General features: G+C 64.5%; 6 protein-coding genes and 1 pseudogene. 6 read left to right on the top strand and 1 reads right to left on the bottom strand.

Going from position 1 to position 13,918, the window contains the following annotated elements; genetic code table 11:
- Positions 1 to 298: 298 nt before the first annotated feature.
- A pseudogene (locus ACN9M1_RS25125) lies at positions 299 to 1,879 on the top strand (methyl-accepting chemotaxis protein); the annotation flags it as partial.
- A gap of 94 nt (positions 1,880 to 1,973) precedes the next feature.
- Here the strand turns inward: ACN9M1_RS25125 and ACN9M1_RS25130 are convergent.
- Entirely contained in the window at positions 1,974 to 2,741 is a 768-nt protein-coding gene (locus ACN9M1_RS25130) for a peptidoglycan-binding protein (RefSeq protein WP_426399573.1), read from the bottom strand.
- Between the two features lie 255 nt (positions 2,742 to 2,996).
- On the opposite strand from ACN9M1_RS25130, the gene ACN9M1_RS25135 reads away from it, so the two are divergent.
- From ACN9M1_RS25135 to ACN9M1_RS25155, 5 genes are all read left to right on the top strand, one after another.
- Positions 2,997 to 3,533: a hypothetical protein gene (locus tag ACN9M1_RS25135; RefSeq protein WP_426399574.1), complete on the top strand. Its 537-nt coding sequence runs from the start codon at positions 2,997 to 2,999 to the stop codon at positions 3,531 to 3,533.
- 138 nt (positions 3,534 to 3,671) lie between these two features.
- Positions 3,672 to 6,221 carry a hypothetical protein gene (locus ACN9M1_RS25140; protein WP_426399575.1) on the top strand — a complete coding sequence of 850 codons (2,550 nt, stop codon included), beginning with the start codon at positions 3,672 to 3,674 and terminating at the stop codon, positions 6,219 to 6,221.
- Positions 6,222 to 7,040: 819 nt separating this feature from the next.
- Positions 7,041 to 9,353 (top strand): hypothetical protein, encoded by a 2,313-nt coding sequence (locus ACN9M1_RS25145; protein WP_426399576.1) that lies wholly within the window; start codon positions 7,041 to 7,043, stop codon positions 9,351 to 9,353.
- 10 nt (positions 9,354 to 9,363) lie between these two features.
- A complete protein-coding gene (locus ACN9M1_RS25150) occupies positions 9,364 to 12,387 on the top strand; it encodes a hypothetical protein (protein WP_426399577.1) in 3,024 nt (1,007 codons plus the stop codon).
- 29 nt (positions 12,388 to 12,416) lie between these two features.
- Positions 12,417 to 13,883 (top strand): caspase family protein, encoded by a 1,467-nt coding sequence (locus ACN9M1_RS25155; RefSeq protein WP_426399578.1) that lies wholly within the window; start codon positions 12,417 to 12,419, stop codon positions 13,881 to 13,883.
- The last annotated feature ends 35 nt before the right edge of the window (positions 13,884 to 13,918 follow it).

Genomic DNA, 13,918 nt, shown 5'->3' on the forward strand with positions numbered 1-13,918 from the left:
AAGGGCTTGGCAGCGCCACTGCGTGTGCGGCGCAAGTTTTGTGCGCGGTGGCTGGCCGGTCGTCATTATAAGTTTGTCGGATGAGGGGCGGCGCCAAATGCACGTGAGGGCGCGCGGGTTGACGCGCGAGCACATCATCCGGCCCGCGCCGCGCTCCAAAACCCCTACGCAAACGTTTTGACCGCCGGGCTTGCTATAGCCCAGTCGATTTCTGCCGATGCAACTTCCTGGCGCGGCCACTCCGGCGCCGCCGCCCCAACACAACAATATCAACGCCGGACGAACGGGGAACCACCACATGAACTTCCAACACTTGACGGTGCGCGCCAAGCTCACCATGGCCTTCGGCTTGCTCGCGGGGCTCGTCCTGCTGGTTTCTGGCCTGGCCGTCCAATCACTGAGCGCGGCCAACGACCGCTTTGCCGAGTATGTGAGCGGCATCAATGCACGCGCGGCCCTGGCTGAACAGGTGCGCACCGCCGTGGATCGCCGCGCCATCGCCGCGCGCAACCTAGTGCTGGTGACCACAGCCGCGGACACCGAGATGGAAAAAGCCGCCGTCACGCAGGCGCATGAAGACGTGCAAGCGCGCCTGCGCGAGCTCAAGGACAAGATCGCCGCCGCGCACGACGGCAATGACCAAGCCCGCAACCTGATCGGCGAGATCGACCGTGTGGAGAGTCAATACGGCCCCGTGGCACTGGCCATCGTCAACGCCGCGCTGACAGGCAAGCGTGAAGCCTCCATTGAGATGATGAACACGCAATGCCGCCCGCTGCTTGCCGCGCTCATCAAGGCAACCAACGCCTATAGCGACTACACCCACCAGCGCGCGCACGAGATGGAGCGAGAGGCAGCGGAGCGCTACGCGTTTCAACGCGCGCTGCTGATCGGCATCTGCCTGGTGACCGTGCTGGGTGCGATTGTGGCGGCGTTCCTCATCACCCGGGGCCTCACACGTGCATTGGGTGCCGAGCCGGACGCACTGAGCGCCATCACGCGCCGCGTTGCCTCGGGCGACCTGAGCCCCGTGCCGGGCGGGCAGGCCGCACCGCGCGGCAGCATCCTCGCCTCCATGGCGGACATGCAGACCAGCCTTGTGCAATTGATCGACCAGGTCCGCCAGGCGGCGCATGGCATTGCCAGCGACGTAGGGCAGATCGCTAGCGGCAATCAAGACTTGTCTTCGCGCACCGAGCAGCAAGCCTCGTCGCTGCAGGAAACAGCGTCCAGCATGGAAGAGCTGACCTCCACCGTGAAGCAGAACGCCGACAACGCGCAACAGGCCTGCACGCTGGCCGCCGATGCGTCCGACATCGCACAACGCGGCAGCAGCGTTGTGGGCAATGTGGTGAGCACCATGACCGATATCCGCGACAGCTCGGCCAAGGTGGCGGAGATCACCGGCATCATCGAAGGCATTGCCTTCCAGACCAACATCCTCGCGTTGAACGCCGCCGTTGAAGCGGCCCGCGCGGGCGAACAGGGCCGGGGCTTTGCCGTGGTGGCCAGTGAAGTGCGTAGCCTGGCGCAGCGCTCGTCCAGCGCTGCCAAGGAAATCAAAGACCTGATCAGTACCTCGGTGGAGAAGATCCAGAACGGCTCCGCCCTGGCCGAGAGCGCCGGCAAGACCATGGCTGAAGTCACCCAGGCCGTGGGCCGCGTGACGGACATCATGGGCGAGATTGCCGCCGCCTCGGTGGAGCAGAGCCGCGGTATTGAACAGATCAACCAGGCGGTGACGCAGATGGATCAAGTCACCCAAGAGAATGCCGCGCTGGTTGAGCAGGCCGCCGCTGCGTCGACTTCACTGGAAGGGCAGGGCCAGCAACTGAGCCGGGCGGTGGCGTTTTTCCGGTTGAATGGCGTGCCGGCTGCATGAGCTAGTGCGCTCACCCGATCCACTGGGTAGTCCGCAATGGAGGGCCGGGGCTCGATCGAGCCTCGGCCCTTTTTACGATGCGCGTTGCCTCTCAGACTTTGGGTACGTGTAGCGCATCCCACGAAGCCTTGCCGGGAATCCCGTCAGCATCCTTACCGGAATAGCCGATCTTGCGCTGCCAAGCGGCGTAGGACGCCTGATCGCCCGTGCCCCACGTGTCCTCGTTCAAATTGCTTTTGTAGTTATTGCAGCCCACCGCGATTAAGCGAGCATGCATGGCCGCAATGATGGGGCTCTTTCTGCCGGTCTTAAAGAAATCGGCGCCGGGAAATGGTTCGTCTTTGGCTGGAACCACGGGCGGCAGCGGTGGCTTGACCGGCTTGGTCGGCGTGCTGGCGGCATAAGCCGGCCGACCAAAGCCCACAATGTCATGCGCTGTCCGGTTGAAGCGGCCACACATGTGGTCGTAGTTGCCCTCGATGGTGTGTACGACGTCGCCGGATACGTCCGTCACCAAGCCCACGTGGTCGATCTTTGCGATCGATTTTCCACCCGACCACTCGAAGAAAATGATGTCGCCGCGGCGGATGCCGGATGCCGCAACGCCGTGATCCACGGGGTGCCACTGGCCATGCGCCTGGAACGCCTGCGCGTGTGCCGGGGTGTAGGCAAACCGGCCGCCAAAGCACACCGGGTCCGCATTGCCTGAGTGATACGCCGCGTAAGTGATGGTCATGTCGCACCACGGCTCGCCATTCATGCCATACCACTGCGTGATTTTGTTGACGTCATGTCCGCCGGTATCGCGAACACCCACCAGATTTTCCATGGCAGAAACCATGGCTTCCAATCCGCTCATTTGCTGCCTCCTACACAATGTTATCGATCTGCTTTAAAAAAGTGATCGCTGAAAAAAATACACCCTATTATTTGCGCAAAGATTTAAATCAAAGGCGCGGTTTACCATAGTATTTCGAACGATTGATTTAGATCGTTTAGGGAGTGAAATTAATTCAGATCAGATGGCAAGAAGTTTTGTTGCAAACGGCGTGATCAGCAATAAATACTGCGCTATGCAGTGACAACGAACACAAGGTGCCTGGGAGGACACGTCATGTTGTTTGAACGATTTTCTCGACCGCATGCGCGCTGTGGCCATGCCGTCAGGCCGTGCCGTTTTGCGGCCCTGCTTCTCGCGCTTGCCTTGCCTGCGGTGGGTGCGTTTGCCGATGAGGCGCAGGACTGCCAGGCGGCCTCGGGCACGTTGCTGATCGGCCATGTCACCACGCCGCCGCGCTTCAAGCACGGGATGTACCGTAACGGCGTGGAGCTGTCTCACACCCATTTGACCCTGCGCGGCGATACCGACGGCAACGACTACGACGTCGCCATCGACAACGTCTTTGCGCAGGGCTACCGCAAGAACGCCAAGACGGTGCCTGCGCCGTTGAATACCATCGCCGTGGGCGATGCGCTGGAGGTGTGTGGCCTGCCGTTCGAGGGCGGCATCCATTGGGTCCACAACAATTGCGGCGATACGCCAACGCCGCAAGATCCGAATGGCTGGGTCAAGAAGATTGCCGAAGACGGCTCGGTCGGACCGAACCTTGAGGGTGGTCAGGCGTACTGCTACCTGTGGCCGCACCGGTAGGCTGGCTATTCGTCTGTGCGACAGGGTTGTGCTGGCTTCGCCCATGCACGCAGCATTTCGCCAAGCGTGTCCGGCCTGGGCGTGCGCATCGATAGCGTGGGAGGTCAATCACCCCCAAGTTTTTCTGAGCGCCCTGTCATGGTCCGCAGCATCGGCAAAGTCGAACATCATTCGCCCCCGTCCTCGCCGGGCGATGGGGCACCGCCACCCGCGCGCCAGCAGGTGCCGACAGTGGGGCGCCAGCGGCCGGCGGATGCGCCGCTCGCGCTGGCACGACGCGGCCCGGCGCCCGCGGGCTCCATCAGACGCACTGCCGCACCGCACTCCGCCGTGCCCAACAAGCGGCCGCGATTGGAGGTGGGCACCTCAAGCGCGGCCGCCTCCTCCAGCGGTGCCCCGGCCCGCAAGCCAACCAAGATGAGCGCAGCGTTGATTGCAGCCGCGCTCAAGATGCTTGCGGATGACCCGATGCGCCCGCTGGTGTCGATCGGCGCGGATCTGGACTCCTCTGCGATGACCCACTACCTTGCGCCGGGCGGCGCGCTCCGGCAGGAGGACCGCGTGCGGGCATTTCCCGACTTCGAGGCGCACGCCGATGCCATCACCGCCTCGCTACGGCGCCTGGGCCACGGTGAACAGGCCGATGCGTTGGCAGCCCTGGGCCCTGCCGCCAACGTGGGCCGTGAGCGGCAGACATTGACCGCCCAACGCGTGCACGAACTGCTGGCGGACAGGCTGGCGGGCAAGCCGGTGTCCGACAAGACCCTGGCACGCTGGCAGTCGCCCCCCTCCTGGCAACGCGAAGACCTCGCCAGCCGGCTCGCCAAACTGCCGGACTACGCCGACTGGCGTGGGCGCATCGAAACGCAGTTGCGGCAGCTGGGCGTGATCGGCCAGGATGCGCGGCTTCCCGAACCTGCAGCGGCGCGCACCGTTTTTGATGCGCACATGCTGGTTGCCTGCCTGCGCGTGATCCGCCAACGCGCGCAAGCGAAGGCGGAAGGCCGGCGCGACGACCCGTCGCTCAAAGGGGCGTTGTATGACCTTGTCGATGCGAAGAAGGACCATGTGCTGGCCTGGGTCAACGCCGATGGGCGCCTGCGCAAGCCGGCCACCAACGTGTCGCGCCTGCCCGGTTATGCGGAAGAGCGCGACGAGATCGTGCGATTGCTCAACGAACTCGGCCACGCAGAAACGGCCGCCGCCATGCCGCTTGAAGCGACCCGCGCGCAGGAAATCGGGGCCGGCACCATCGCCCAGTTTCTCGCCAAAATCGCCGCCGACCCGAAAGCGCCACGCGGTGCCACCGCGCTCACGCTTGGCGTCGCAGCGACCTCGCTGGCAGTGCATATCGCGCCGGACAACCGGCTCAAACAGCTCGACAAGATTGCCGACATGCCAGGCTATGCCGAGCACGCTCAAGCACTAGGCAACGCACTGCGGGCGCTGGGCCATGCGGATCAGGCCGCCTTGCTACCGGCACCACCGCAGGCCCCGGCCGCGCCGGAAGACCCCACCCTGGCCAAGGTCGGCATTACGGCCGATGACTTTCTCCACCGCGTGGGCAACCACTTGCATCAAGTGGCTGAGGTGGCCCGACGGATGCGCGATGAACAGCAGCCCAACGCGGCTATGTTTGCTGTCGCGCAAGAGATTGGCGTATCGCGCGCGTGGGTCCGGGCACTGCTCGACGAGCGCGGCGCGGTGCGTGACCGGCCCGTGATCGAGCAGATGCTGGAGGGTGTCGATACCCATGCTTCCGCGCGCCTGGGCCGATTGCTGGAACGCCTGCGCGGGCAGATCGAGGGCGCCGCCGATGTACCGTCGGGCTCAGTGGCGGCTGCTGCAAACGCAAGCACAAGCGCACGGCCCACCATGAAAGCGCTGCAGATAGGGGGTGCCGGACATGCCCCGGACCGCGTGCTGATCGTCAAGCCCAACACGGTGGACCCCGGCCCCAACGTCCGCAACCGGCTCTCTGCGATCTATCGAACCAACCGGGAGCTCGTGCACGCACCACGCAGCTACGAACCCGACCGACAGCGCCAGCCGCTGCGCTGGCTCAGCTCCATGCTGCGGCAGCGCTTTCCGAAAAGCGTGGAGGTGCAATGCCATTTCGACGCGAGCCGCCGCACCATCGTCGTGTCGTCCAACGTCACGACCGTCAATGAGAGCATTCGCCGTTTCCTGGCATCGGCCGAATTTGCACGGTTGCTTGCGGCGCCGGCGCCGCCACACGTCGACAACCAAGACCGCCTCGCCCGCCATCAGGCCAAGTTGTTGAATCGCATGGACCTGGCTTCGGACCCGCACCTCGGCGCCGCTTCAGATGCCGTGCTGGCCGCGATTGCCGAGCGCCGCTTTGAGGTGCCGTCGCGCACGTACCCCGTTGATCTACATGCCGAACGCCGCATCAATGACCACATGGTCAGCGAATCCGGCACGCGCGTAGAGACCGAGCAGCTCGCCGGCACGATGCGGCCTTGCAGCAGTTGCGCGGATGAACTTGACGCCAAGCCCGAAGTGCATCGCGGGCCGGCGTGGCTGACGCGGGCCGGCCGCATGGGGTTTGATCGCGACGAAAACATTGATCGCCAGGTGCAGGCCGGCATTGGCACGTCCATCACACGTTCACGCAAGAACCGGCTGACGTTTGAACACGATACGGATAGTGATTCGGATGCTTAGGGGCTGGGGGCAAAACGCGCGCCCCTAGATCTGCTGCAACCAAGACTCAACGATGGCGCGCCCGCGCAGTGTTGCCAACCAGCGTGGCAGAGTTCTGTCTTCATCATTCAGAAGCCCGCCAGACCGCCGGCAGTGCAGGCCGTCGTACCCCTGTCGTTGCCGAGCCGGCCAGCGTTCAATCCTATGGATCGATGAAGAAACTTGAGCTTAGAGATGGTTGAACAGTCAGCGTTCTTGCGGCAAACGGTTGCCTGGTCGCACAGGGTTTCTGTACAGCAGCCGATAGTGAATTTCTGAGCAAGTCAGAGTTAAGCACAACGCTATTGCGCTTCCCGTGCCGTCTTCTACGCTGTGGGTACACATCACGGGGGGCAGTTTGAAACGATGTCAGGGCGGTGTCGAAATCGTGTCGCACCGGAACCTCTGCGCGGCGGAATGGCAGTCGAGATGACACCGCGCCAGGACCTGACGGCCCTCCTTGAAATGACAAGACTGCGACGCTGCGCAGGCGGAGCGTTGTTGGCGTCGCATCAATAAATGCTGGTCGCGCCGCGCGGCCAGCCAGCGCACCGGGTGTTGCACGCACTTGACCAATTAGGCGTCAGAGCAACGGACTGAAACCCGTTGCCGACGATCCTGCGTAGGTCGCTTTTGCTGGGCGGTGCAAGGGAGTGGAGCCATGGCTATCAGCTGTGATCGGATTAACGCCCACGCGAAGCGGTCTCTTCCTCAATTCCAGTTCGCCGATGCGGGAGTCCTCCTGCCCGTGCAAGTCGAGTCCTGGATCCATCACTGACGAATCCCACGAGGAGTCAAAACATGGCTACACCGATAGGACCGCTCTTTGCCGCGGGCAACCAGGTCATCACGAAGTCGGGGCATACGATCAGCTATTGGCCCGATGCTCACAACGAAATGCTCCAGCGTGCAGGACAAGCGCCGATCTACTACTGGCTTCCCGAGCAGGTCACGCTGGCGAAAAAGGACAACGGCGACTACAAGTTCGGGATGGTGCATTTCGTTGGTATCCGCTCGCACGGCACCACCGTCGGCGAATCGAGCGACGACAACGAAGTGGCCGGTGGTCTCCTGACGTTCTCGACCGTGGCCGCACCGCCAGCGGAGGTGCTCAACGAGGCGCATCAGCAATTGACCGAGTTCGTGCGCAACAACAGCAACCCGCTCTGGGCTTATACGAGCCGGCTCACGCCGCAGTTCATCTTCGTGCCCATCGTCGACAACAACTGCGTGCTCTCGAACACGCTGCCGGGCGCGGACGGCGGCGTGCCAGCCGCGACACCAGGCAAGAGTGGCGTCGCCGGCGCCGCGCCAGTGATCGCGCAGCTACGCTCGGCGCCGCCCTCGCGCGCGATGCCCCGCAGCGTGCCCGCAAGCTACCGTGGTTCCAACATCGACCCGATGTACGTGCGGCTCGATGGGCAAGGCAAAGGCACAATCGACCCCAACGCCGACAAGCCATTCAGCGCGCTGCTCGGCAGCATTCCGGCGGCCATCGCCTACAACGGCTTCCACATGGGCACGGCCCCGATGTTCGTGACCGAGAACATGCAGGTGCGTGTCGTCAGCCCGATGATGACGATCGACATCGTCGGCGACTGGGACCGCATCCAACAGCATTTTTCCGCCGCTGCGCATGCCGGCGGTCTCATCTGGAGCGCCGACGTCAAGGTGCAGTTCGACAGCTTGCGGGAAAGCGGCGACATTGAAGTGCATACGTTCATTGACCAATCGCTGCCTGGTGCACAGCAGTTGCAGGAGTACATGGACAAGCGCAGTGACTTGATCTTCAACAAGTTCATGGACGCCGCCAAGCAAGTGATCTTCGACCCCGCGCCGTTCAACGAACAGCCCGCGGAAGCGAGCAGTGGGCTGCTCGGTGGCGTCTTCGGCGGATTCGGCGGTGCGTTGAAGATCCGGCAGCAGAAAACGCATCTGCATCTCGAGTATCACGAGACGAAGGAAATGGCGTACCTGCAGCCGTATCAGGTCAACGGCACGCTCGATGGCATTGCCGACGCGATCAAGGCCGACCCGTCGAAGGAGAAGGTCTACTTCACGAACGTCGACCTGACCGACTGGGACCGCAAGGTGTCGCGGATCGTGAAGCCTGTCGTGAACTGGCCCGACCCGGCGCAGAAGTGGATCGGCGAGCCTGTCGCATTCATCTCCGTCCAGACGGGATACCCGAATGCGCGCGGCACGCTCGAGTGGGATGGGCACGTCTTCGGCCCGGCAGACGGCCCGAACGCGCAATGGAACACGGCCGTCGCGATGAAGCAGACGACCGACGTCGCGAATCCGCCCGCCGGCTGGACGCCCGACAAGCTCTTTCTCAAGCGGCAGATCCACTTCTCCGAGCCACCCAGCGAGCTCGAAAACCCGTTCGTGCGGGTGCAGGTCGAAAAAAGCATCGTCGATCTCGACCCGACCGATGTCGGCACGCCCGACAACAACATCACCGTCGAAGTGCGCGTCGAGGAAGCCGGAACGCTGGCGGTGGGGCCGATTTGCCTTGGCACGACGCTGACCGACAACACGCAGTATGTCGAGGTCACGCTGCGCGCGCTCGGCAAACGCGACGATGGCAAGGATCGCGATCCCGTGAAGTTCACGTTTAAGTACGACGACCAGGATCAGCCCCGGTATTGGCTCGTCTACACCGGGCAGAAGGGCTTTGTGCCGAAATTCGAGTATTCAGTGCGCGTGATCGTGAAAGGCTCCCTCTTCAGCCACGGCCAGCAGTGGTCGATGCAGACGCCGATCTCGACCGGTGGCAGCGGCGGCCTGATGATCACGGTGCCCACACCGGATGATCCGAACGTGGTGACCAAGGACGTACCGCTGACGGCCTTCGCACCGACGCAAGCGCAACCGGGCGGCATGCCAGGGAGTACGCCGGCCAAGCCGCCGTCGACGCCGCTGCACGCGGTACCGCCGCCCACCTCGGTTCGGGCGGGGGCGCAGGGGCAGGGTGGTCAGTCGCGTGGATATGGTGACGTCTCAGGGTGGAGCAGTGCGCCGCCACAGACGGGTACCGCATCGCGCGCGGCCAGCGAGAGCGTCGACGACCATGTGACGTTCGACTCGTTCCTGCCAGCAAAGAGCGCCTGAGAGCGGACCCATGTTGGTTCACCGCGCGCCGCCGGCGACACCGGGCTCGAGTCTGGGCTGGAGCCGCCTGATCGGCCCATCGGGCGAGCGGCTCCTCGTGCATCCTACCGACGGGGAGCCCTGCCGCTGCATCCGCGAGAGCCTTGGCCTGGCCCGCGACGGGGCAGGCCGGCCGCGTGTGGCGCTGACGCTGGTGCTGGCTCGCGCGCCAACGCCGGCGGACGAGTCGATTGCACCGCTTGTCGTGGGCGGGTCGTTGGCGCTGGTCTGTACGCTCTGCGCCGGTGCCGATGCGCTCGCATTCGCAGAACAACGGCTGCGCGAGCCGTGCGCTGCCTTGTTCATTCGCACGGGTGAAGCGTTCCTGCGCAACAGACAGCATGTCTACCGCGCCTTCGCGCTGCTGGGTCGCGCCGATCGCGTTTCGCTTGGCACATACCTGGGCGCGCACGAGGCGTTGGACGTGCTGCACGCATTGGACGGCGCACCGTCGTCGCTGCGTGTTGGCGCGAGAGTCGAAGTACCCCACCCGGTACCGATCACCGAGATCACGCTCGACCGGCTGCTCGGCGGCGTGCTCGACGGGCTCGACCGACGGGATTACGTGTCGCTTGTCATCACGCAAGCCGACGGGACGACGCGGCCGGCGCCGTGGCTTGCCGGCAATCTGAAGACCGGCGACGGCCCGGCGTCACGCGACGCAAGGGCGGGCATGGCGATGGTCGCGATGGCGCATCAGTTCGTGGCGATCCCGCAAGTCATGGCGCCGGCCGCTGTCCACACGCCGGCTGCTGCCCTGATCCCGGGCGGTGCGTTGGCGCACGGCACACGCATTGACGACCACACGCAGTTTTGGCTTCTGGCCGATGCCCGTTTCCCCGTCACCCCGACATCCGACGACGGTGACGCCCCTAGCCAGCACCTGCCTCTGGTTGACCAGCCCGCCGGCGTCTATTGGAAGGACGCGCTCGACGCCAACCTCTACTGGTATGCGCCGACGTTCGCGCTGGTCATGCCCACGCCGCGCGACGACCCGGCCACCGCACCGTTCGCGTTTGTGTACGCGGCGACGGGCGCGACGATTGGGCCAGGAGGATTGAAGCCGGGCATCTCGGCGACGCTGCGCGTCACCCTCGCTGCGCAAGTGCCGGCCGCCACGACGGCGTCGGTCGCGTCGCTGCCGAATCTATCGCAGCAGCCGGTGCCGCTGGGCGGCCTCAGCGCGGCACTCGAACTCACCTACCGGCAGAGCGGTGCAGAGGCGCAATCGGTGCAGCGCTTTCCGGGCACCGTGGCGCAGAACGGCAATACGCTCGTCGTTTCGATCGCGCTGCTTGATGATTGGGCGCGGCTTGCCTACAGCGCGCTCGCGTATCCCGCCGGCGGTGGCGGCACCGCTGCACGGCTCGTCATCGACTACACGTTTGCGGCCTATCAGAACGTGTCCGTCGGCTTGGACGTGGAGATCGTCGGCGGCGGCAAGCTCGTCGAAACAGCGGTCGTGCCCAGCCGCATGCAGCTGCCCCGCGTCATCGACAGGCCGTACGTCGTGGCACAGGAGCTGACCGTCGTCGGGCCCACCGCGTCCGTGCAGTACCACGTCGAGGCGCCGAACCGCGACGCGCAGGAGCGCAGCGTGGCTGCGGCGTCCATCGCGGCGGCCAGCTTGCATCCCGTTGCTGCGGTGTCGCCTGCGACGAGCCATGTGCATCTCGCACCGGGCATCGTCCATTTCTTGCCGCCGGCACCGATCATGGCGCCGCAGGTTCCCGTCCGAAGACGCTTGATGACACGTTCGATCGTGCGCGAGAACGTGGTCGATCTGGCCTTTCCCTGCGCGCAGTACGGTGCGCAATACGCGCAGCAGGGCGCGAACGGCCAGCTCACCTCTGTCGGCTGCCAGGACGCGTTTCGGCTCGGCGAGACGTCGACCAAGGCATTCGCGGAGATCGACGCATTGCGTGATCCCGCCTACCGTGTCTATCGCTCGCTGCAGCAGCCTGGGCGCTTTCTCGTGATGCCCACCACATATCGTGTCGGCAGGTACTCCGCGCTCGATGCAGACAAGGCGTACCGGCCCATGCTGATGGTGTATGGCGTGCTCGACCCCGACCCGACCAAGGACCGCTACTTCATTGCGGCGACCCTCGTTGCCGACGTGTCTGCCTACCAGATGGCGCTGCTGCGCCGCGCCCTGCGCGATCAGGTGCCGGCCACTGTCGTGCCGAGCATCGTGTTGCCAACCGATCCGTTCGTCGGCGCGTCGATCACCCACGCGTGGGCGGTGCCCGACGGCGTCGCGACGCCCGAGTGGCTGGCTGCCGTGGATGCCTTCACCGTCACGATGTCGATGTCGATGACGGACGCCGCCATCCTGACGACCGCGATCGAGCGCAATGGCGTGGATGGAAGCGTCACCTTCACGCTGCCGGATGGCACGGTGCTCACCGCTGCCGCGAGCCTGTCCGGCGATGTCGTTGGGCCGGCGGACACCGGGCCGGTCGTCGCGCAGGCAGTTCAAGGCCAATGGCAGCTGACCAACCGCACGCAGCAGCCCGTCAACGTGCTGGATGCGGCGGCGATCGACGCGAACGGCAACGTTGTTGTCTCGGCCGTCAACAGCGTGCTTGCGCCCGGTGCATCGATGCCCGTCCAGGCTTCCGCGGGCACGGCCACGGTGGTTGCCGAAGCCCGGCTCGCATCGGCGATGACCATCGACGAAGTCGACATCTTCATCGAGAACGTCACGGTGACGGCGACGTTCATCAATCAGGTGAACTTCGCCAACCACCAACTCAGGACGCTGACCGTGCGCTCGAAGCTAAAGGCGGGCGATCAAGTGGAGGAGACCGCGTTGGCGGAAGCCGCTGTAGCGACGGTCACGTTCACGCTGCCGATCACGAACTATCTCGCGCAGCAGGCGCTGCAGTTCATGCTCGTGAAGACAACGGCGAATGGGACGACAGAAACCGCCTGGTACGACTGGAATCTGAGCCAAGGCGCGGTAATCGGCATCACAGCTGACCGCTTGTGATGTGTTGACAACGAAAGGAGCAATCCGTCATGGGACAAGGACTCTCACTGCACATCGGCCTGAATAGCGTCGATGCGTCGAAGTACAACGGCTGGGCAGGCACCCTCGCTGGCTGCGTCAACGATGCCAACGCAATGCAGGCGATTGCCGTGGCGCAAGGTTTCACGCCAACGCAGCTGATCACGGAAGCGGCCACTGCCGATGCAATCCTGACCGCGATCGGCCAGGCTGCGCGGACATTGAAATCGGGCGACACGTTCCTGATCAGTTACTCCGGACACGGCGGCCGCGTGCCAGACCCGACCGGTGATTCGCCCGACGGCATGGACGACACCTGGGTGGCCTACGACCGCATGGTGCTTGGGCACGAGCTCTATAACCTGTGGAGTCAGTTCGCCAGCGGCGTGCGCGTCGAAGTCTATTCGGACAGTTGCCATAGCGGCACGGTGATCCGCGATCTGATCGTGACGAACAACCTGCCGTTCCTGAGCGCGCCAACGTCGATGCCGCTGCGCGGCGTGGCTCGGCACGCCAACGATCCGGCGGCCCAGGCGTTCAATATCGTGTATGGCGCGGCGATCACGGAGGGGCGTGCCACGCGCAATGCCCCCGAGAACTTCGCGCCGCTGCTCGGGCGCGCGATTCCATCCGAGCTTGCGCTGCACGTCTACAACAGCAACCTGGAGGCATACCAGGCGCGGCAATGGGCGACGGCGCGCGCAGAGCCGACAGCCTCTGTCATTCTGATCTCTGGGTGTCAGGATAATCAGGTGTCGCAGGATGGGCAGAAAAACGGCCTGTTCACCGAGAAACTCTTGAACGTCTGGAACAGCGGGTCGTTCGCGGGGAACCTGCCGCAGTTCCACAAGGCGATCGTTGCGCTGATGCCCGCAACGCAGACGCCGAACTACTTCACGGTCGGGCCCGATGATCCTGTGTTTACCGCCGCGCGGCCGCTGACGATCGTGAGCACGGCAGGTACCGCCACTGGCACCACCACGAGCAACAGCACAGGAACTAGCGGCGGCGCTGGCGATACGTCGCAACAGCAAGGCACGCAGCAGGTCGCGCCGACGATCGCCGGGCCGAGTTCAGTCCAGCGTGGCGGGCAGCCGCCAACGTTTCAGATAACGACAGGATCGAATCGCTACTACGCGGTGGAGCTGGCGGCCGACCCCGCGCTGTTCGGCAATAGCAGTGCGCGTCAATCGTCGAACTTCTATGCCTCGTGGAACGACTCGAACGCGCAAGCGCGCATGACCGATCCGACGTACACGCTGTCTGCCGATGCATGGGCTGCGTTGTCGTCGAACGACAAGCTCTACTATCGCGCGCTAACAACATCGAGTGGCGATGCGCAAGCGTGGGACAACTACATGGTGTCTGTGACCGACGGCGACGCGGCTGCGGCGGCGCCCTCGTTCTCGGTCCTCGCGAGCGATACCTCGACGGCACCTGCGGAACCTAGCACCCAGGACGAGGCTGTCGCGGTCTAGGTTGGGCGTACCGTGCGGGCACCGGTGCTTGCTAA

This window comes from Ralstonia sp. R-29 (assembly GCF_049913345.1).
In the GTDB taxonomy this organism is placed as follows: domain Bacteria; phylum Pseudomonadota; class Gammaproteobacteria; order Burkholderiales; family Burkholderiaceae; genus Ralstonia.

What these genes read in the sequence shown, in the direction of transcription:
- ACN9M1_RS25130 (WP_426399573.1), bottom strand. Translation starts at nt 2,741, where the DNA reads ATGAGCGGATTGGAAGCCATGGTTTCTGCCATGGAAAATCTGGTGGGT.
- ACN9M1_RS25135 (WP_426399574.1), top strand. Translation starts at nt 2,997, where the DNA reads ATGTTGTTTGAACGATTTTCTCGACCGCATGCGCGCTGTGGCCATGCC.
- ACN9M1_RS25140 (WP_426399575.1), top strand. Translation starts at nt 3,672, where the DNA reads ATGGTCCGCAGCATCGGCAAAGTCGAACATCATTCGCCCCCGTCCTCG.
- ACN9M1_RS25145 (WP_426399576.1), top strand. Translation starts at nt 7,041, where the DNA reads ATGGCTACACCGATAGGACCGCTCTTTGCCGCGGGCAACCAGGTCATC.
- ACN9M1_RS25150 (WP_426399577.1), top strand. Translation starts at nt 9,364, where the DNA reads ATGTTGGTTCACCGCGCGCCGCCGGCGACACCGGGCTCGAGTCTGGGC.
- ACN9M1_RS25155 (WP_426399578.1), top strand. Translation starts at nt 12,417, where the DNA reads ATGGGACAAGGACTCTCACTGCACATCGGCCTGAATAGCGTCGATGCG.